Below are 20,193 nucleotides of genomic sequence, written 5' to 3' on the forward strand. Positions count from 1 at the left end.
CGGAGAAGCTATCGGGGCGACCCTGGGCAGGGGGACCCCAATTGGGCTCAGACCCATGGATGAGGGAGAGAAAGACATGACAGACGCCGACACCACCGAGCGCGACGTTGATACGGAACTCGAGGCACCGGTACCGGTCGATGACACTGCCCAGGGCGGTGCCGAGGAAGCCGACGACCTGGAGGAGCGACTGGTCGCCGAGGGCGAGATCGCCGGCGACTACCTCGAGGAGCTACTGGACCTGTTGGACTTCGACGGCGACATCGACCTGGACGTCGAAGGGAGCCGCGCCGTCGTGAGCATCGATGGCAGCGACGACTTGAACAAGTTGGTGGGGCGCGGCGGCGAGGCGCTCGACGCACTGCAGGAACTCACCCGACTGGCGGTGCACCAGAAGACCGGAGTGCGGAGCCGGTTGATGCTCGACGTCGCGGGTTGGCGCCGGCGGCGCCGCGAAGAATTGGCGGCGCTTGGTGACAAGGTCGCGCAGCGCGTGCTCGAATCGGGGGAGCGCGAAGAGCTGGCGCCGATGACGCCGTTCGAGCGCAAGATCGTCCACGACGCGGTCGCCGCGGTGTCCGGGGTCCACAGTGAGAGCGAGGGCGTCGAGCCGTCGCGCCGCGTGGTGGTTCTGCACGACTGACGTTCCGGAGTTACAGCGATGTAGTTCGTCTGGCCCGAAGGGCGTCCGAAGGTTGAAAGTGCACGCGCCAACTAGAGGATGTTTCACGTGAAACATGTCGGTTCGGTCGAGCCTGCGGGGGAGCCTTCGGGCCGAGACCCCGGTGCCGCACCCGATTCGGCCGCGGAGATCTTCGGCGAACGGCTCGGTATCGCACGGCGGTACGCCACGCTGCTGGCGGGCGCGGGTGTGGAGCGCGGGCTGCTCGGGCCGCGGGAAGTGGACCGCATCTGGGACCGCCACGTATTGAATAGTGCCGCGGCCGCCGAACTGCTCGGCGCGGGCGAGCGCATCATCGACATCGGGAGTGGGGCAGGCCTGCCGGGGATCCCGCTGGCGATCGTGCGGCCCGATCTCGAGGTCGTGTTGCTCGAACCCCTCCTGCGCCGCAGCGAATTTCTCAACGAGGTCGTCAACGAACTAGGGTTGGCCGTCGAGGTGGTCCGCGGCCGTGCGGAAGAGCCGGGAGTGCGTGACCGGTTCGGGGAGAGGGATGCGGCAGTGTCACGAGCGGTTGCAGCGTTGGACAAACTGACGAAGTGGAGCATGCCGTTGTTACGCCCGGGCGGCCGAATGCTCGCCATCAAGGGGGAGCGGGCATCCGAGGAAGTTGAACAATTCCGGCGTGTGATGGCAGCATCGGGCGCCGCTGATGTCAGGGTGGTGACATGTGGCGCGAACTATTTGCGTCCCCCCGCAATCGTAGTTTCAGCGCGACGCGGACAGCCGTCACACCACAAGTCGGCACGGACCCGGAAGGCCGGAACCCGATGACCTCATCAGGAGATAGGCCGGTGACTCCGCAGGCTCCGGAGGGCGTTGCGGAAGCGGGCGTTACGGCATCGGTGGAGACGCACGCGGCGGTGCCACCGCCCCAATCGTCGTCGGCTCCGCCCGCCGCGCAGCCGAATGTTTCACGTGAAACAGCGGCAGAATTCGACACCCCGATCGGCGCCGCCGCCGAGCGTGCCATGCGAGTTCTGCACACTACGTATCCGCCACTGCGCCGTCCTGCCCGTCGCCGAGTCTTCACCGTCGCGAACCAGAAAGGCGGCGTGGGCAAGACCACTACCGCGGTCAACCTGGCCGCCGCGCTCGCGCTGCAAGGGCTCAAGACCCTCGTCATCGATCTCGACCCCCAGGGCAATGCGAGCACGGCGCTCGGTATCACCGACCGCAAATCGGGGACGCCGTCGTCATACGAGGTGCTGCTCGGCGAGGTTTCCGTGTACGACGCCCTGCGGCAGAGCCCACACAACGAGCGGCTGTTCTGCATCCCGGCGACGATCGACCTGGCGGGTGCCGAGATCGAATTGGTGAGCATGGTGGCGCGCGAGAACCGGCTGCGCACCGCGTTGGCCGACCTCGACAGCCTCGACTTCGACTGCGTCTTCATCGACTGCCCGCCCTCGCTCGGGCTGCTGACCATCAACGCGCTCGTCGCCGCACCGGAAGTCCTGATCCCGATCCAGTGCGAGTACTACGCCCTGGAGGGTGTCTCGCAGTTGATGCGCAACATCGAGATGGTGAAGGCCCACCTCAATCCGAAGCTCGAGGTGAGCACCGTGGTGCTGACCATGTACGACGGCCGCACCAAGCTCGCGGATCAAGTCGCGGAAGAGGTACGCCGCTACTTCGGGAGCAAGGTGCTGCGGACGGTGATTCCGCGCAGCGTGAAGGTTTCCGAGGCACCGGGCTACAGCATGACCATTATCGATTACGACCCCGGCTCCCGCGGGGCGATGAGCTATCTTGACGCGAGCCGCGAACTCGCCGAGCGCGATTGACCACCATTCGTGAAGGGACGACTATGACGCAGCCGTTACGCAAAAAGGGTGGCCTCGGCCGGGGCCTGGCTTCGCTCATTCCTACCGGTCCCGCCGAGGGCGATTCCGGACCGGCGACCCTCGGTCCGCGGATGGGGGACGCGGCCGCCGACGTCTTGATCGGGGGACCGCCACCGCAGGACGCCTCACCGATGGGCGCCGTCTACCGCGAAATCGCGCCGGCCGACATCGAGCGCAACCCACGTCAGCCCCGACAGGTCTTCGACGAGGAAGCGCTGGCCGAACTGGTGCACTCCATCCGCGAATTCGGACTCTTGCAGCCCATCGTGGTACGGGCCGTCAAGGATTCGGCCACGGGCGCGCGCTACCAGATCGTGATGGGGGAGCGGCGCTGGCGCGCGGCTCAAGAGGCCGGGCTGGCGACCATCCCGGCGATCGTGCGCGAGACCGGCGACGACAACCTGCTGCGCGACGCGCTGTTGGAGAACATCCACCGGGTGCAGCTGAACCCGTTGGAAGAGGCGGCCGCTTACCAGCAGCTGCTCGACGAGTTCGGTGTCACCCACGACGAACTGGCGGCCCGCATCGGACGGTCGCGGCCGTTGATCACCAATATGATCCGGTTGCTCAAGCTGCCGATCGCGGTGCAGCGGCGCGTGGCCGCCGGGGTACTGTCCGCCGGCCACGCTCGTGCGCTGCTGTCGCTGGAGGGCGGTCCCGAGGCGCAGGAGGAACTGGCCACCCGCATCGTGGCCGAGGGGCTGTCGGTGCGGGCCACCGAGGAGGCCGTCACATTGGCCAACCGGGCCGGCGCGACCACGCCCGCGCCGCCGCGCCGCAAGCCGATGCAGATGCCCGGGCTGCAAGATGTTGCTGACCGACTCTCGAACACCTTCGATACGCGGGTGACGGTCAGCCTGGGCAAACGTAAGGGCAAGATCGTGGTCGAGTTCGGCTCGGTGGACGATCTACAGCGAATCATCGACGTTATGACGCCGCCCAAGGCATGATCTAGGACACGGTGTAATTACGTCACTGTGACACCGGGCCCGGTTCCGCCGAAAATTCCCGCGTCCGCGGTGCTGCAGCTCGACGAAACGGTATGGGCGGCAACGACTTTCGGAAATCGATGCACCGCCACCGCACCGTGTCGGCGAACCGGGCGCACCAACCAGCGGAGCCAGGCTAAAGCTGGCCCGATCGCGACCACCTCTCCTATCCTGGAGGGGTTGTCGGTGCAGATGGCTGCAGTACCGCACAGGAGCAGGAGGCTAGTGTCCGCTCGAATCATGCCGCTGCGTCTCGAGGCCTTCGAGCAGCTTCCCAAGCACGCGCGTAGGTGCGTCTTCTGGGAGGTCGATCCGGCGACCCTCGGCAACCAGGATCACCTCGCCGACCCCGAATTCGAAAAAGAAGCGTGGTTGTCGATGGTGATGCTGGAGTGGGGCTCATGCGGTCAGGTGGCCACCGCGGTCCCGGACGAGCGAAGTCACGCCGAGCCGCCGTGCCTGGGCTATGTGTTCTACGCCCCACCGCGGGCGGTGCCCCGGGCTCAGCGATTTCCGACCGGGCCGGTTTCCGCGGACGCGGTGCTGTTGACGTCGATGGGCATCGAACCCGGACCGGCCGCCGACGACCTACAGCACGGCTTGATCGCCCGGGTCATCGACGAGTTGGTTCGACGTGGCGTGCGGGCGCTCGAAGCGTTCGGCCGCACCCCGGCGGCTTCGGAATTGCAGGACCCGCGACTGGTCGGCCCCGATGTGCGGCCGGTGTTGGAAGCCGTCGGCGATTGCTCGGTGGACCGCTGCGTGATGGACGCGGAATTCTTGCAAGACGTGGGTTTCGTTGTGGTGGCACCACATACGTATTTCCCGCGACTGCGACTCGAGCTCGACAAGGGTCTCGGATGGAAGGCCGAAGTCGAGGCGGCCCTGGAGCGTCTGCTGGAGAGCGCGCATCTGGAGCAGCCGGTCGGGGCCGGGTCGACGGCAGCGAATGCGTTGGGGACCCACCCCGGCCGGTTAGCGGGTGGTTAGGAACCGCCCAGCTGGCTGGTGCGCTCCACCGACAATTCGTGGGCCAGTAACTCGGCGAAAGTGAATGTGCCCGTGGGTCGGTCGTTCTTGCCCAACAGGTACAGCCGCTTGACCGCGGCCAGGATTCCCTCGGCGACGGCATCGCGGGTCTGGGTTGAGACCAACATCGCGCGGTCGCGCGGGTTGGTGATGTAGCCGATGTCGACCTGGACCGTGGGCATCCGGGTCAGACGCAGCAGATCCCACGTTCGGCCGTGCGTACGGCAATCACGTAAACCGGTGCGGGCCACTACTTCTCGCTGGATGAAGTCGGCGAGATTACGGCCGATGGTGGACACCGAACCATGCGAGTTTCCGAAGTGAAAGGACGCCACCCCGTTGGCCGCGGCGCTGAGCTGATTCTCGCAGCGCAGGCTGATCATCAGGTCGGCGCCGACATTGTTGGCGGTGGCCGCGCGTTCAGCGTCGAGGGGGCTGCGGTTGACCGGCCGCGACAGGAAGGTCTCCATCCCGATCGCGGTCATGCGCCCCTCGAGTCGGCTCGCCAAGTCCCACAACACATCTGCTTCGCTGACCGGACCCGAAGATCCGTGCACGATCAGGCCGTGGTCCGCGCCGCCGCGGCCCGGATCGATGATGATCCGCTTGCCCGACAGTTTGGGACCCGAGCGGCGAACCAACTCTTCTTCGCGAAGCGCGTGGGGTGACCCGCCGGTGACCCGCGAACTCAGAAAATACAAGGACCGCAACGTTTCCGGCCCGCAGATACCGTCGGCGGACAGCCCGTATTCACGCTGATACGACATCAAAGCGTTGTGGGTCTGCAACCCGAAGTAACCGTCGACCATGCCGGTATAAAAGCCGAGATCCTGCAGCCGCGCCTGCAGCGTGGCGACGTCGTCACCGAACAGCGGGGCGCCGAATTGGTGATATAACGTGCGCGCGCCGAGCCGGTACGACGCCTCCTTGAGCGCCCGGTAGGTCGCCTCCCCGACAATGCCGTCCACGAGCAGACCGCGATGCTGTTGAAAGGCGCGAACCGCCTGGTCAAGTTCGGTGTCGAAAAGTTCCAGGGCCACCTGCCGCCCGGTGCTGAGATCGTCGTCGGAGCCTTCCAGCAGCCCCAATGAGGCCAGCGTCGCCCGGATCTCGGTCACGGCAGCGCTGCGGTCGCCACAACGCAGCGCGTCGCCGTATTCGCGGCGCGGACTCGACATACCGAGGGCCCTCCGGGACAAACTGACAGGCTCAGATAACGGGCAATAGCTACCGTATTGTCGCAGACGCTTCGTAAATTCGGGAAAACCCCAGGCTATGCGCGGGGTGTGGTGCGGCGAATCAAGTGAAGATCAGCTGAGATTGGGGACCGCGTCGGAAAGCTCGCGCAGCAGTGCCGCCTTGCCCTTGGCGCCGACGATCCGCTTCACGGGTTGGCCGTCTTTGAACAAGATCATCGTGGGGATGGAGACGACCTGAAAGTTCTGGGCGGTTTCCGGGTTCGCGTCGACGTCGAGCTTGGCGACGGTGAGTTGATCGCCGCGCTCGCTGGCGATCTCCTCGAGGACCGGCGCAACCATCTTGCAGGGCCCGCACCATGTCGCCCAAAAGTCAACCAGCACAGGCTTATTGCTGGACAACACGTCCGTCGAGAAGGACGCATCAGAGACTGCTATTGTGGCCCCGGCCTTTTCGGCGTCGGTCATTGTGGTGCTCCAATCAATGTGTCGGTACTGCCCGGAAATTCGGTGGCGTCACCTTGTGCGGGGGTGCTGGACCCTTCATTGTCGGCGAGCCAGCGTTCGGCGTCGATGGCGGCCGCGCAGCCGCTGCCGGCGGCGGTCACGGCCTGGCGGTAGGTGCGATCCACCAAATCCCCGGCGGCGAATACGCCCTCGATCGAGGTCGCCGTGGTGCGGCCCTGCACCAACACATACCCGTCCGGGTCGGTGTCGACCAGCTCGCGCACCAACTCCGAGCGCGGATCATGCCCGATCGCCACGAACACCCCGCTCACCGCCAACACCGACTCCGCACCGCTGAGCGTGTCACGCAACCGCACCCCCGTCACCGTCTCGGCACCCTCCACCGCCACCACCGCCTTATTGGTGAGGAACGTGATCTTCTCATTGGCCCGAGCCCGCTCCAGCATGATCCGTGAGGCCCGGAACTCCTCACGGCGATGCACCAAGGTCACACTGCGGGCAAAACGGGTCAAAAACGTGGCCTCCTCCATCGCCGAATCCCCACCACCGATCACCGCGATGTCTTGATCCTTGAAAAAGAACCCATCACAGGTCGCACACGAGGACACCCCACGACCCAGCAACTCCTGCTCCCCGGGCACCCCCAAATACCGGGCGGCGGCCCCCATCGCCAAAATCACCGCCCGCGCGCGCACCGTCTCCCCCTCGGCCGTGGTCACCGACTTCACCGCACCGCCTAGCGACACCGACTCGACATCTTCCATCCGCAGATCAGCACCAAAACGCAACGCCTGCTCACGCATCTGATCCATCAACTCCGGACCCATGATCGCGTCACGAAACCCCGGATAATTCTCCACCTCGGTCGTGGTCATCAACGCCCCACCAAACGACGTCCCCTCAAACACCACCGGCGCCAACTGCGCCCGCGCGCTATACAACGCCGCGGTATACCCCGCAGGACCCGAACCAACGATGATCACGTCATGCACAGTGTCGGCGGTCATGAAAACCTTTCGAGCGATCGTCTCTGAACTCGTGTAAACGCCAGCCTAGGCACGGCTGTTCCCTGGTGTTTGGAACAACACAGGCGGCGCCCATGGCACCACATTAGGGGCGGGGTACCTGGGTATTGGCCAACAGTCCGGTATCGGCGGCGCTGCAGTTCGGCGACACCGCGTAGACAGCCAGGACGTGCGGGGTGTCGCCGGGTATCAGCAGAACGATGCCGGGGCGGGCGTTGATCTCGACCGGACGCGCACCCAGGACCGGTGTGGCCGCCGGATAGCCGAGGCCGGCGAGGCAGGACGCACGCCGCGCGGGGTCGCTGAGCGAGCCACCGGAAGGGCCGAAGTCGGGAGCGCGGTCGAGCAGGCCGAGGATTTCATGCTCGGAGAGCGGGATCTCCATCGGCGGCGTCGACACCGTGATGTGCTCGATGTCGCCCGGGGTGCTCGGAGCGGGCTCGGGAGCGTTCAGCAGGGCGACCGTGCCGAAGCCGATCGCGGCCAGCACCGCGCACAGACCGCTGACCGCCGCGATGGTGCGGCCCGGCCGGAGGCGGGGACGCGCGGAGTGAGCGGGCTGTCCTGCTGCGCCACCGGACGCCGGATCGGCGGCCCGCAGCGCCGCGGCGACGCGGGCGGAAACCTGCGGGGGCGGGTCGGGAGCCGACGTTGGATCGGCGCCGTCGGCGGCGACATCGCGACGGACCTTGTTCAGGGCGTCCAGCACGCCCGCGGCCCGGGGGTCGGCGCGGACTTGGCGGCGGACGCGGGCGGCGGCCTCGTCGTCGAGCACGCCGGCCTGCAGGTCGGCGAGGAGTTCCACGGTCAGCGGGGGTGCTGATTCCGCGTTGCGGTGATCCGCCCCATCGTTCGCCGCCGCATCCATCGGACCCAGTGTCCGTCATGCACCGGCGGATGGCCACGGATGCCCCCGCGTGGTGACTGGTCAGGCCTGGCCGGCGGCGCCCTCCGGTGTGGCGCGGGCCCCGGCGTTGAGGTAACCGAGCAGCTCGGCGAGGCGGACCCGGGCGCGGGCGCACCGGCTCTTGATCGTGCCTTCGGCGACGCCGAGTAGCCGCGCGGTGTCGGCCACCGAGTAGCCCTGCATATCGACGGCCACCACCGCCGCCCGTTGCTCGACGGGAAGCCGCATCAAGGCGCGCTGCACCGCCATCGTTGTCTCGACCTGGGCCGTGCGATCGGCAACCGGGTAGACGTCCTCCAGCGGGACGGTCGGGTGGGCCTTGGTGCGGCGCAGCCGGTCCAGGCAGGCGTTGACCACGATGCGGTGCAGCCAGCTGCCGACGGCGGCGTCGTGCCGGAACGCACCCGCGCCGCGGTGCGCGGAGAGCATGGCGTCCTGCAGTGCGTCTTCCGCGTCCTCGGGGGTGCGGGTGGTGAGCCGGGCAAGCCGATGCAGGTGGCGTTGATGACGAAGAAAGAGCTCACTGAAGGCGTAGCGGTCACCCGCCACGTGGGCTGCCAGCAGTTCGGCGTCACTGCGGTCGTGCTTGACGTTTCCCCCGAAGCCCACGGCCGGACACTAACCAATCCGGTATCGGGCGGCACTTCACTCGGAAGCGCTCATGTGAGTTTGCGGAACGCGCCGCGGATCAGGACGCGGCCTGGACCGTGATCTCGAAAAAGCCGGCCTGACTCTTGCCGTTGGTGGTCCCCAGCGTGGAAATCCACACCAGCACATTCGACGTCGGGGAACCGGCTCTGACCGGGATGACATTGTGGCCGGGTTTGAGCGTGAAGCCCTGAGCCAGCACGGTGGTGTCGTTGAGGGAGGCCGGCGCCGACGAGGACGCCGCGCGGATGTCGACCTTGGTCCCGGTGCTGGGCGTGTCGATGGTGACCTGGCCGACGACGGTGGGGCTGGGCAATTGCAGTATCAGGCCCTCGCCCTGTTTGAAGCTGGGGAAGGGGACGGCGTCGGTGTAGACCTCGGTCGCCCAGGCGGTTGAGGGGTCCCCGTCGATCGCCTGTCCAGCTGTGCCCGGGTTGTCGGCCTCGCCGTCGGGGGAGTAAACGCTCGCCCTGGTGGGTTTGACGACGCTGCCGGCGGCGGCGGATGTGGTGGTCGACGAGGCCGAGGCGGACGAGGAGGGGCCGTTGAGTCCGAGTTCGTCCTTGTTGAGGCCGCCGCCGACGTTGCCGAAGATCTTGCTCACCACCGACGCCAGCACCAGCAGGGCCACCACGATGACGGCCAGGCCGGCGCCGGCGCCGATGAGCACGTTGCGCCGCCGGCGCGCGAAGGCCGCCTGCTCCTGACCGGCTGAGATGAGCGCCGTTGACGGCGAGGGCGAATCGTCGATCGGGCCGAGCACCTCGGTGCGGTCGGCGACCGCGGTGGCCTGCTGAAGCAGGTTCAAAAGTGTTGAAGCGCTGCGTATTCCGCCGTCTTCCTGGACCGCCCGGATGGCCACGGCGGAGATCTGGAACGGGATGTCGCGATCGACGGCCATGGGTTCGACGGGATTGCCCGAGGAGTCGCGTTCGGCCTGCGCGAGCCCGCTGCGCACCCCGCTCTCCCGCAAGGGCCACCGGTTCACGAGTAGGGCATACAGCGCGGCCCCGATGCCCCGGATGTCGTCTTGGGGGTTGGCGTCGGGCATGGTCGCCGGGTAGGCCAGCACCACATCGCCCTCGATGCTGACCCGCACCCGGCTGGGGTGGTCGATCGACAGGGCGACGCCGGCGCGGTGGGCCGCGTCGGCGGCGGCGGCCAGCGATTGCATGGCCCGCACCGCGCCCACCGGTGACGGTGCGGTGTCGGCCACCTCCTGCAACGAACCGCCCCGAACCCATTCCGAGACCACTAGGCCGCCGGAGCCCGTATGCACCACGTCGAGCACGCGGGCGATACCCGGTTTGTCGATGCGGCTGAGCCGCAAAGTGCGGGACAGAATCTCCTGCAGCACCTCGTCGGGCAGGGCGCCGTCCGGGTCGACGAAGGTCAGCGCGACCTGCCGGTCGAGCGCGGTGTCCAGCGCCTGCCAGAACTGCAACGGTGGTGCGCCGCCGTGGAACACCAGCAAGCGATACCGGCCGCCGGCGATCCGGGCTCCGGGAACCAAATGGACGTCGTCGGCTGACGAGTCCGCGGCGCGCTCGCGAGGTGCATCGAAAGGGGTTGGCCCACGTCGGGATTCGCTTGCGATGTCGCCGTTGGCCGGGTCGGGGAGGTGTTGGCCGGGCGGGCGTGACGCCGACCGTGGGGGCTCGTCGGCGGGAATGTCGGGTTGGAAGTCGTCGGCGACCGGCCGCGGAGTCCCTGAGCCTGTGCCGGGCCCGGCGCTGGATGCGGGGCTCTCCATCGGGCGGTCGGTCACCTCCGGTCCTTTCGCTAGCCGGGCTCGGTTTGCCCGCTCCGGAGGCCTGCGCGGGATCGGCTCCTGGACCGCATTTACCCCAGGCGGGGACGAATTCCTCTGCTCAGAGTACGTGACGGGGCGCCGGTGAGACGATCGATCCGCTGCCTTCGGTTTGCGCGGCCGCGGCCCCCGGCCCGTGATGCGGAACCGCAGGACGTCCAGTGCTGCCCGGGCTTCGGGAACCTGCGCGCGGAGCATCACCGCGGCCGTGATCGGCAGCATGATGAGCCCCAGCACCAACAGGCGAAGGAGGGAGCCGGCGCCGCCGTGGTCGGTGAGGCGGTCCAGCCCGCACAGCCGATCGGCGACGTGGGCGATCAATCCGGCGAGCATCGATGCGGTGAGCGTCACCAGGATCGTTCGCACTTCCCCGACGCCGATCAGGTGGCCGCCGGCGGGCAGCAGCGTGCGTCGCAGGAGGAGATAGCCGATGACCGCCCCGGCGAGAAAGCCGACGCCGTTGGCCGACCCCAGAAAGCCGGCCACCAGCTTGGGGTCGTCGGTGAGGTGTGGCGCCAGCACCGAACCCAGGATCTTGACGGCCGTGATGACGAGGATGATCACGATCGGCGTCCACGGCCGTTCGCGCGCGTAGAACACCCGCAGCTGCAAGAGCACCAGGCCGTAGGGGATGAGCGTGAACGCCGAGAGGGCGATCGCGGCGCCGAGGTATCCGGCGTCGACGTTTCCGAAATGGCCGTAGGCGAACAGCGCGCTGCCCATCGCCGGGCCGCCGACGGTCATGAACACGACGATCGGGATCAGCGTGATCAACGTCAGCCGGGTGGCCAGCGACAGGTCGGCGAGCACGGCCTTGGTGTCGTTGGCGGCCGCGTTGCGGCTCAGCCGCGGCATCACCACCGTCAGCACCGTCACCCCGATCATGCCGAACGGCAGCATGAGGACCATCCAGGTGTAGTTGTAGATCGCGGGGCCGGATGCCGCGGCGGTGCTGGCGATTTGGTTGCCGACCACGAGGCCGAGCTGGCTGATCAGGACGTAGAGCACCATGGCGGCGGCCATGGTGCCGAAGCGTTTGAGGCGTTCGTCGATTCCCCACAGCGGGCGCAGGTCGACGCGTTGTCGTCGCAGCGCGATCAGCAGCACCCCGGTCTGTACGAAGACGCCCAGCGTGGTGCCGATGGCGAGCACCAGCAGCTTGGCGTTGCCCATCCGGACGGGATCGAGCGACAGCTCACCGGGAACGACCGCATAGAGCGCCAGCGTGGCCAGTGCGACGACGTTGTTGGCGACCGGCGCCCACGCCGTGGGCCCAAACACGTTGCGGGTGTTCAGGATCGCCATGAACACCGAGGTGAGGCCGTAGGCGAGGACCTGGGGGAGAAGGAGGTAGGCGAAGGCGATGGTCAGCGGCTCGTTGACCTGCGGGGTGCGGCCCAGCATCAGCCGCACCAGCAGCGGTGCGGCCAGCACCGACGCGGCGGTGGTGAAGACCAGCAGCGCCGTCGTCAGCGTGACCAGGCGCCGCACGAACGCCGCGCCACCGTCGGGGTCCCCCTGCTCGGCCCGCGCCAGCACCGGCACGAAGATCGCGGTGAACGTCGCCTCCAGCACGAGGGCCGCCACCAGGTTGGGCAGCTGATTGGCCACCGAGAACGCGCTGGACAACGCGGCGCCCAGGATCGCGGCGAGCAGCACCACCCGGGCGAAACCGGTGAGCCGGCTGATCAACGTCGCGAAGGCCATCGCCCACGACCGCGACACCAGCGCGGCGTCCGACAGCTCCGGGCGTCGACGATCGATCCCGGCGGGCACGGGCGGCAGCGGCCCGGTCGGCGGCGAGCCCTGCATCCGGGAACGCCGCGGCGGCTCTGGCAGGCGGTGGTGGTGCGACGGGGCCTGCCGGTAGGCGGGGCTCATACTCGGTGCTTCTGTTCGATCCGCTGGTCGCCGGGCTCGGCGGCGTGCCGGGTATCGGGCGGGTCGGGGCGGTCGAGGTCGGCGGGATCGGGCTGGCCGCGGAAACGGTGCCACAGTCGCCGCCCCGCGAGCAGCACCAACACCGCCGCGGCGGACAGCGTGATCGCGAACAGGACCTTGCCGTAAGCGTTGGAATGCACGGACAACCGCACCGGCTCACCCAGCCGCAGACCGTCCGACGTCCGCAGCGTCACGTCGACGGCGACCCGTTGGGTGAAGTTCACTTCGATCGGAATCCGCAACGGAAGATAACCGGGCGGTAGTTCGATCTGACCGACGTCGGTGACGTTCATCCCCGGCGGGGCGTCCACATGCACCCGCACCCGAATCGGAACTGCCAGGCCGTTGCGCAGCGCCAACGGTAGCGGGCTGTGCTCGGTGGCCAGCGTGTACGAGCCACCGGGGTTCACGATCGTGACGGCGCCGAACAAGTCGTTGATTGTCTTTCCGACCACCTCGAGGCGCTGCTGAGCCAACCCATTGCGGGAATCGGGCGGTTCGGACTGGCTCAACGCGCGCAGCATGTCCTCGCGCAGCGGCGCGGTGTACTGGACGCCGGTGAGCCCGGTGCGGTCGTCGGTCATCAGCGCGGACGTCAGACCCCACAACCGGCCGACCTGACCGGCGATCCCGGCGGTGACGTCGTCGCTGAACTGCCCGCGCGCGGAGGTGGCGGCGCCGACCCGCTCCGCTGGTTCGGTGCGGGACGACGCCTCGGCGATGACGGCCGGCAGTGGGCGCGGTACCGCCAGACCGGAGCGGATGCTGGTGCTCAGCGCGGTGAGCATGACCTGCGCGTCGTCGGCCTGCAGATTCCAGGTCGCCGGCGGGACCAGGATCTGGGTGCGCGGTGTGGTGTCGTGCCGGAGCGCGTGCCAGAAGATGGAGCCCAAGGCGTCCTGGCGGCGCGCGGTCACCGAATCGTGCGCCAGCCGGACCGTCAGGGACGGGTCCAGGTAGGTGGGTACCTCGGGGGTGTTTCCGGCCCCGGCGAGTGCGGCCCCGACGGCCGGATCGAACGGCGCGATCGTGACTTTCGGCGACACCCGCCGGGGCGTGGTGTCGACGCTGGTCTCCGAGGAGCCCTGCGCGTCGGCGGCCGACAGGTCGGCGGCGGCGATCGCGACGGTGCCCTCATTGGCGGTGAGCAGGTTGACCGCCCGGGGGGTCAGCGCGGCGTCGGGCACCAGCGTCGCGCCGCGGGTGGACGCGACGTCCAGGATCCTGTCGACGATGCTGTTGCCGCTGGTGGTGGCGGTGGCGCTGAGGCCGGCGTCGTTGACGCGCTGTAACGCATCCAGATCGGCTTGGGCGTAGGGCAGCGGCGCCACGCAGGTTCGATGTGTGAGCGCGCGCAGGCGGTTGAGCCATTCGGTCGCGGTGCCCTGCCCCGTGCCCGGGTGGGTCGGGGTCCCGGGGAGTTGAGCTGGACCGTCAGGGGAATTGGACACGACATAGCCGGCGGTCATCGCGTTGACGGTGACCAGCAGATCGGGATCGATCGCCAGACACAGCGCGCGGCTGACGGCGCCGTCGGGGTCGACGTCGTGACTGGTGGCGACCTCGGCTGCCGACAGCAGGATGTCGAGCCGGCCGCCGCTGGCCAACGAGGTGGCCAGGTCGTCGTCGACCAGTCGGACCGGGACCGTCCCGCCGGGCACGCCGGGCGCCAGCCGTGGCCGGTCGGCCAGCGGCCACAACATGGTGATCCACACAGGTTTGGACGTATCGGGCGCGACGGCGGAGCCCACGTCGTCGGCGCTGTCGGGCGGTACCCCCACCACGGGCAGCAGGAAGCGCGCGTTATCGAGGCGGGCGGGTGCGCCATAGTCGGGCGTGCCGTTGACGTTGACCAGGACCGGGTAGATGCCGGGCTTTTCCACTTCCAGCGACTGTTTGGTCAACGCGCGCAGCGGGGCCGACAGGGTGAAGCCGACTTTTTGCCCGCGCCGCAGTTCGGGAGCCACCGTCAGGAAATCGGCAGCCGGCTGGTACTCGTCGGTGTCGCCGTCCAACGTGGTGCGCAAGCCCGCGGATGCGGAGATCGCGCCGGCGTGCTCGAGCCGGACCATGACGTCCCGGACGGGGCGGTCGCCGATGTTGATCACCATGCCGCTGACCGTTACGACGGGCGGACTGGTCGTGGTGACCACATCCGGGGTGACTTGATCGATGCGCACCCGGACGAACGGCGTCACCCCCGGTTCACCTGCGGCCGCGGGCGGAACCACCGGCCCGGCGAGTACCGCGAGTCCGGCCACGATGCCGAGCACGGCGGTGATACGCAACAAGCCGGCCCAACAGACAAGCGGTACGGTCACGGCCCCGGTCCGTGGCCGTTCTTCCGGCCCCTGGCCCGTTTGTCCGAATGCCGAGTCCGCGAATGCGTCTGCGGACGGCGCCGCGGGGAGCTGGGCGGCAGTGGAGGAAGCGCGGCCGGGCCGTCGCTTTGCAGCTTGTCGATCAGCTCGTCGGCCACGCGGGCCAGGCGGCGTTCGTCGGCGTAGGTCAGTCGGGACGGCAGTTCTTGCATGGGAACCCAGGCCACCTCGGCGACCTCGAGGTCCTCGTCGGACAGCTCCCCGCCGGAGAAACGCATTAGATAGTGATGGACGGTTTTGTGCACGCGACGGCCGTCGGTGACGAACCAATAGTCGATGCGCCCGAGCGCGGCCAGCACGCTGCCCCGGATGCCGGTCTCTTCGGCTACTTCTCTAATAGCGGTCTGTTCGGCGGTCTCACCGAGTTCGATGTGGCCTTTGGGCAGCGACCACAGCATCCGACCGCGCCGGTCGATGCGACCGATCAGGGCGGCGACCTGCGAGTCGCGGGGCCCGTCGAGCCCGTCGATGACCAGTCCGCCGGCAGACGTTTCGTGCACCGTGCGCAGCTGCTCAGGCCCGCGGCGGGAAGCGCGGGATCGGTGCGGTTTGGTGGCGGTCGAATCGCCGGTGACGTGACCGTTGATCTGCTTCTCGGACGAAGCCGCAGCGCCACGTCCGCGGCGCCGCCCCCGGCGCCGACGTGGTTTGCCTTGTTCGCCGTCCGACACCCAAGCGATAGTAGCTGGCACGGCATGCTCTCCTGGACATACTCGCCGCTGGGCGAGCGCGTGAACGTCATGACGGAATGCGTTTCGTCGGATCGGGCCTATCGCATGCGTTACTGCCCACGCCGCGCCGAGGATGAGAAGCGGCTGACCCGGCCACCCCGGGTTTTTCGCTCCGGCCCGACTAGGCTGATCGAACGTGCCTGACGCCGCCCAGGATGCCGACCTGCTCACCGCCGCCGCGGTAGCCCTCAATCGGCATGCGCCCATGCTGGCCGAGCTGGGCTCCGCGTTCGACGTGGCGGGCCACCAGCTCTATCTCGTCGGCGGTTCGGTACGGGATGCCTTGTTGGGCAGGTTGAGTCCCGACCTCGACTTCACCACCGATGCGCGCCCCGAACAGGTGCAAAACATCCTGCGGCGATGGGCCGACAACCTGTGGGACACCGGGATCGAATTCGGCACCGTCGGCGTCGGCAAAGACGGCCATCGCTTGGAGATCACCACCTTCCGCGCCGACACCTACGACCAGGTGTCGCGCAATCCCGACGTGCGCTTCGGCGAGCGCCTCGAGGACGACCTGGTGCGCCGCGACTTCACGGCCAACGCGATGGCCGTGCGCATCACGCCGGAGGGGCCGGGCGAATTCCTCGATCCGTTAGGCGGTTTGACGGCGCTGCGTGAGCGGGTGTTGGACACCCCGGCCGCGCCGGAGGTGTCTTTCGGCGACGATCCGCTGCGGATGCTGCGCGCGGCGCGGTTCGCCTCGCAGCTCGGCTTCACCGTCGCCCCGCGGGTGCGCGAGGCCATCGAACAGATGGCCCCGCAGCTGGCCCGGATCAGCGCCGAACGGGTGGGCGCCGAGCTGGACAAACTGGTGCTCGGCGACGATCCGACGGCCGGGATCGATCTGCTGGTGCACACGGGGATGGGCGAGGTGGTGTTGCCCGAGGTCGGCGGCATGCAGATGGCCATCGACGAACACCACCAGCACAAGGACGTCTACCAGCACTCGCTGACCGTGCTGCGCCAGGCGATCGCCCTCGAAGACGACGGACCGGATTTGGTGTTGCGCTGGGCCGCGTTGCTCCATGACATCGGCAAGCCGGCCACCCGGCGCCACGAAGCCAACGGCGGGGTGAGTTTCCACCACCACGAGGTCATCGGCGCCAAGATGGTCCGAAAGCGGTTGCGGGCGTTGAAGTATTCCAAGCAGATGATCGAGGACATCTCGCAGCTGGTGTATCTGCATCTGCGGTTCCACGGCTACGGCGACGGCAAGTGGACCGATTCCGCGGTGCGCCGCTACGTCACCGACGCCGGTCCGCTGCTGCCACGGCTGCACAAGTTGGTGCGCGCCGATTGCACGACCCGCAACAAGCGCCGGGCGGCGCGGCTGCAGGCCAGCTATGACCGGCTCGAGACGCGGATCGCCGAGCTGGCCGCCCAAGAGGATTTGGCTCGAGTGCGTCCCGACCTGGACGGCAACCAAATCATGGAGCTGCTCGGCATCCCGGCCGGCCCGCAAGTCGGCGAGGCCTGGCGGTTTCTGAAAGAACTGCGGCTGGAACGCGGGCCGCTGGACACCGACGAGGCGACCGCCGAGCTGCTGACGTGGTGGCAGTCTCGGGGGAACGCCTAGCGGCGATGTTGCGTCCGAATACTCGTGGACTATTGCATGGCTGGCGACGATGGCGCTGCCGCCATCTGGCACGGCGAACCCGACCTCGACCTTGACGGCGACGGCCACTTCGAATCGATCGGGCTGGATTTCGACCACGACGGGCTGCGCGACGACGCACTCGCCGATCTCGACGGCGATGGCCTCGTCGATCACGCCGTGCTCGACCTCGACAACGACGGCACTCTCGAGGCCTACTTCACCGACGACGGATCCGGGACATGGGCGGTGGCCATGGACCGCGGCGGCCAACTGCGCTGGTTCGGCCTCGACGGTGTCGAGCACACCGGCGGTCCGCTGGTCGACTTCGACGGCCACGGACGTCCCGATGACCGGCTCCTCGATACCGACGGGAACGGGCTGGCCGACCGGGTGCTGCGCTCTGACGACAACGGCGTGACCGGATACGTCGACACCGACGGTGACGGCAAGTGGAACGTCCGGCTGACCGACAGCGACGGCGACGGACTCGCCGACGGCGCGAGTGCCCTATGAGGTTGCTGGCGTAGCGATTCGTTTCGACGGCCGCTGCGATGGAACTCCGCTACATATCCATTCCATTTCTCGTCGCTGAGGCCGGCGGCGATCCGTGGGCGATCGACGCCAGTGTGCAATCCGGCCGTCCGGCGCTGATCTCCGATTTGGCGCAGGCCTTCCGCGACGCGGGGGCGAGCACTAGCGAGGCCGCCGCCGCTTTCGACACAGCACGGCGTCGGTTCGAGGCGTCATGGGATCACCGATACGGTGAGCATCCGATCAACGCCGCCGACGAGGTGCTACGGGTGACGCGGGCGCTCGGTCTGCAGGCCGAGCAATTACCCAAGATCGCAACCGATTTGGAGAACATCGCCGCCGCGCTGGCCGAAGCCCAACGGACCTCCACGTGGTACATCGCCGCGTTGGAATACGACCTCGAAAACATCGACGACGAAATCTGCGACTCCCTCGCCGACGGCGACCACCGCGCCGCCGACGACCTGCGCGCAGATGCCGTCGTCGAGACGAGGGCAATCATGTTTGTCCTCAGCGACCTTCGCGGCCAGTATTCGATGGTTCTTCGGGCCGCGCTGGGTTCTCTGCAAACAGACGGGGCCGACCCGGCGGAGCTCGAAGGCGTCGACCAAATGCTGATCCCGACCGAGGGCAGCCACCCTGAGCAAGTGAAGCACTGGTGGGATTCGTTGAGCCCCAACCAAAAACTCCTGCTGACAGATCAACATCCGCGCGAGTTAGGCAACCTCAACGGCATTCCGGCCGACGTGCGTGACTCGGTGAACCAAGCGGCGATGAACGACGACCTGCTGAGGGTTGAAGACGTCGCCCGTCAACGTGGGCTAGTGCCAGAGACGCTGCGCGACAACGCGCTCAACAACCGGAATGCCGATGTCTTCACCAACCCGGCAATGTATGGACTATGCGCCACCGACATCACCAGATACCAGAACGCTGTCAAGACCAACGATTTCCTCACGCGCGACAAGGGTTCCGATCCCGATCACGGGCTCCCGACCATGCTGTGGGCCTACGACCCGTTGGCGTTCAATGGCAAGGGCAGGGCGGCCATCGCGATCGGGAACCCGGACAAGGCCCGGAACACGGCCGTCATGGTGCCGGGGACCAACAGCAGCGTCAGGGGAGGGTGGATGTCCGACGGACCAGACGATGCCATCAACCTCTACGAGCAATCGTTGAAGGCCGATCCCCACCGCTCCACCGCGGTGCTGGCCTGGATGGGTTACGACGCACCCGAATTCGACCACCCGCATTGGGAGCAGGCGCTCACCGACCCGGCCGAACTGGAAGAGGTCGGAACTCCCTGGAGGGCGCGACAGGCGGGTGTGCTCCTGGCCGCCGATGTCAACGGCCTTACGGCAACCCATGATGGGTTGACACCGAGCCATGTCACCGTCCTCGGGCATTCTTACGGGGCCACGACCGTGGCGGACGCGTTCGTCAACAGCGGTATGAGCGCCAACGATGCGGTGTTAACCGGTTGCCCGGGCACCGATTTGGCGCGCAGCGCCGCCGACTTCCATCTCGACGGCGGCAGGTTGTATGTGGGCGCGGCATCGACCGATGCGATCAGCTGGATCGGAGAGTCGGGCAGCGGGCTTCCGAATGGGCTCAACGAGACGCTCGGTGGGCCGCTGGGCCCGTGGGCCGGGTTGGGCGCCGACCCGGCCCATGCCGGTTTCGGGGCGGTACGCTTTCGCGCTGAAGTCGCGGGGTCGAACAGCCTCACGCCGTGGTTCACCGACCACGCGCACTATTACGACGTGGGCAGCGAAGCGCTGCACAACATGACCGAAATCGTCACCGGGCATGGGGATCGTTTGGCACCCGACGGCATGTTGGCGCCCGACCGAGCCCAGCCGCGGATCGCGATCCCCCGCCAGGTGCACACCCCGTTGGGAACGGTCTCGCTGCCGCATGTCGCGATTCAGATGCCCATTTCCGTCGACCCCGAATGGGATCGGCCGGCGCGCACCGTCACCAATGGCCATGGGTTCTAAGAGCGATCACTAGGTGCGGTGAAGTTTGATTCGCCGAGTGGATTGCGGGTGAATTGACCGCTAGCCATGTTGCTTTTAGCCTGGTCAAAAGGCGGCAAGGCCGCTAGGGACCGTGTCAGTTGAAGTGTGGAAGGAGTGCCGATGTTCGTCGATACGGAGCTTTTGCACTCCGGAGGCAACCAGTCGCACCGCGCCGGCGGGCACGCCCAAGAAGGGGCCGACCACCTGGCGGAAGGAACCGTGGCATCGGGGATGTTCGGGGACTTCGCCGCGGCCGACACCTTTCACAATGCAGTCACCGCCGCACACGGGCAGCACGTGAAAAACCTGCGGGGACACGGCGAGACGCTGACCGGTGTCGGCACGAAGGCGCACCACGCGGCCAACGGGTTCACCAACATGGATCAG

The 20,193-nt window shown here is 67.7% G+C and carries 17 protein-coding genes; 9 read left to right on the forward strand and 8 right to left on the reverse strand.

Annotated elements, in window-relative coordinates:
• Positions 1–76: 76 nt before the first annotated feature.
• From Q0W90_RS04345 to Q0W90_RS04365, 5 genes are all read left to right on the forward strand, one after another.
• Positions 77–643 carry a R3H domain-containing nucleic acid-binding protein gene (locus Q0W90_RS04345; protein ID WP_297595540.1) on the forward strand — a complete coding sequence of 189 codons (567 nt, stop codon included), beginning with the start codon at positions 77–79 and terminating at the stop codon, positions 641–643.
• Between the two features lie 78 nt (positions 644–721).
• Positions 722–1,456 carry a 16S rRNA (guanine(527)-N(7))-methyltransferase RsmG gene (rsmG, locus tag Q0W90_RS04350; RefSeq protein ID WP_297773294.1) on the forward strand — a complete coding sequence of 245 codons (735 nt, stop codon included), beginning with the start codon at positions 722–724 and terminating at the stop codon, positions 1,454–1,456.
• Positions 1,457–1,476: 20 nt separating this feature from the next.
• On the forward strand, positions 1,477–2,469 hold the full coding sequence (locus tag Q0W90_RS04355; RefSeq protein ID WP_297773296.1) for a ParA family protein: 993 nt from the start codon (positions 1,477–1,479) through the stop codon (positions 2,467–2,469).
• Between the two features lie 23 nt (positions 2,470–2,492).
• On the forward strand, positions 2,493–3,479 hold the full coding sequence (locus Q0W90_RS04360) for a ParB/RepB/Spo0J family partition protein (protein ID WP_297595543.1): 987 nt from the start codon (positions 2,493–2,495) through the stop codon (positions 3,477–3,479).
• A 264-nt stretch (positions 3,480–3,743) separates the two neighbouring features.
• Positions 3,744–4,508, forward strand: a complete 765-nt coding sequence (locus Q0W90_RS04365) for an acetyltransferase (RefSeq protein WP_297595544.1) — start codon at positions 3,744–3,746, stop codon at positions 4,506–4,508.
• Here the strand turns inward: Q0W90_RS04365 and Q0W90_RS04370 are convergent.
• From Q0W90_RS04370 to Q0W90_RS04405, 8 genes are all read right to left on the reverse strand, one after another.
• The gene (locus tag Q0W90_RS04370) at positions 4,505–5,725 is read right to left on the reverse strand and encodes an N-acetylmuramoyl-L-alanine amidase (RefSeq protein WP_297595545.1); all 1,221 of its coding nucleotides are present in this window, start codon (positions 5,723–5,725) and stop codon (positions 4,505–4,507) included. The genes Q0W90_RS04365 and Q0W90_RS04370 overlap by 4 nt on opposite strands.
• Positions 5,726–5,857: 132 nt before the next feature.
• Positions 5,858–6,211: a thioredoxin gene (gene trxA / locus Q0W90_RS04375; protein ID WP_297595546.1), complete on the reverse strand. Its 354-nt coding sequence runs from the start codon at positions 6,209–6,211 to the stop codon at positions 5,858–5,860.
• Positions 6,208–7,218, reverse strand: coding sequence for a thioredoxin-disulfide reductase (gene trxB, locus Q0W90_RS04380; protein ID WP_297595547.1), 1,011 nt, complete (start codon positions 7,216–7,218; stop codon positions 6,208–6,210). The genes trxA and trxB overlap by 4 nt, the downstream gene beginning before the upstream one ends.
• A 103-nt stretch (positions 7,219–7,321) precedes the next feature.
• Complete coding sequence (locus Q0W90_RS04385; RefSeq protein WP_297773300.1) at positions 7,322–8,104, reverse strand: hypothetical protein; 783 nt, start codon at positions 8,102–8,104, stop codon at positions 7,322–7,324.
• Between the two features lie 60 nt (positions 8,105–8,164).
• A complete protein-coding gene (sigM, locus tag Q0W90_RS04390; RefSeq protein ID WP_297595549.1) occupies positions 8,165–8,752 on the reverse strand; it encodes an RNA polymerase sigma factor SigM in 588 nt (195 codons plus the stop codon).
• A gap of 79 nt (positions 8,753–8,831) precedes the next feature.
• On the reverse strand, positions 8,832–12,413 hold the full coding sequence (locus tag Q0W90_RS04395; protein WP_297773315.1) for a lipid II flippase MurJ: 3,582 nt from the start codon (positions 12,411–12,413) through the stop codon (positions 8,832–8,834).
• Positions 12,414–12,478: 65 nt separating this feature from the next.
• Positions 12,479–14,863, reverse strand: coding sequence for a hypothetical protein (locus Q0W90_RS04400; protein ID WP_297773302.1), 2,385 nt, complete (start codon positions 14,861–14,863; stop codon positions 12,479–12,481).
• Positions 14,860–15,594, reverse strand: coding sequence for an NUDIX hydrolase (locus Q0W90_RS04405; RefSeq protein WP_297773304.1), 735 nt, complete (start codon positions 15,592–15,594; stop codon positions 14,860–14,862). The genes Q0W90_RS04400 and Q0W90_RS04405 overlap by 4 nt, the downstream gene beginning before the upstream one ends.
• A gap of 196 nt (positions 15,595–15,790) precedes the next feature.
• Here Q0W90_RS04405 and Q0W90_RS04410 point away from each other — a divergent pair, with 196 nt between their 5' ends.
• The 4 genes from Q0W90_RS04410 to Q0W90_RS04425 form a co-directional block, all read left to right on the forward strand.
• Positions 15,791–17,233 (forward strand): CCA tRNA nucleotidyltransferase, encoded by a 1,443-nt coding sequence (locus tag Q0W90_RS04410; protein ID WP_297595553.1) that lies wholly within the window; start codon positions 15,791–15,793, stop codon positions 17,231–17,233.
• Positions 17,234–17,257: 24 nt separating this feature from the next.
• The gene (locus Q0W90_RS04415) at positions 17,258–17,767 is read left to right on the forward strand and encodes a pullulanase (RefSeq protein WP_297773307.1); all 510 of its coding nucleotides are present in this window, start codon (positions 17,258–17,260) and stop codon (positions 17,765–17,767) included.
• Positions 17,768–17,805: 38 nt separating this feature from the next.
• A complete protein-coding gene (locus tag Q0W90_RS04420) occupies positions 17,806–19,785 on the forward strand; it encodes an alpha/beta hydrolase (protein ID WP_297773309.1) in 1,980 nt (659 codons plus the stop codon).
• Between the two features lie 141 nt (positions 19,786–19,926).
• Positions 19,927–20,193, forward strand: a 267-nt coding sequence (locus tag Q0W90_RS04425) for a DUF2563 family protein (RefSeq protein ID WP_297773311.1), incomplete at its 3' end; no start/stop codon positions are given.

The sequence above is a fragment of the Mycobacterium sp. genome (assembly GCF_025933915.1).
Lineage (GTDB): Bacteria > Actinomycetota > Actinomycetes > Mycobacteriales > Mycobacteriaceae > Mycobacterium.

Coding starts and splice junctions, on each gene's coding strand:
- rsmG (WP_297773294.1), top strand. CDS start 722: ATGTTTCACGTGAAACATGTCGGTTCGGTCGAGCCTGCGGGGGAGCCT.
- trxB (WP_297595547.1), bottom strand. CDS start 7,218: ATGACCGCCGACACTGTGCATGACGTGATCATCGTTGGTTCGGGTCCT.
- Q0W90_RS04370 (WP_297595545.1), bottom strand. CDS start 5,725: ATGTCGAGTCCGCGCCGCGAATACGGCGACGCGCTGCGTTGTGGCGAC.
- Q0W90_RS04420 (WP_297773309.1), top strand. CDS start 17,806: ATGGAACTCCGCTACATATCCATTCCATTTCTCGTCGCTGAGGCCGGC.
- Q0W90_RS04395 (WP_297773315.1), bottom strand. CDS start 12,413: ATGCAGGGCTCGCCGCCGACCGGGCCGCTGCCGCCCGTGCCCGCCGGG.
- Q0W90_RS04360 (WP_297595543.1), top strand. CDS start 2,493: ATGACGCAGCCGTTACGCAAAAAGGGTGGCCTCGGCCGGGGCCTGGCT.
- Q0W90_RS04345 (WP_297595540.1), top strand. CDS start 77: ATGACAGACGCCGACACCACCGAGCGCGACGTTGATACGGAACTCGAG.
- trxA (WP_297595546.1), bottom strand. CDS start 6,211: ATGACCGACGCCGAAAAGGCCGGGGCCACAATAGCAGTCTCTGATGCG.
- Q0W90_RS04385 (WP_297773300.1), bottom strand. CDS start 8,104: ATGGATGCGGCGGCGAACGATGGGGCGGATCACCGCAACGCGGAATCA.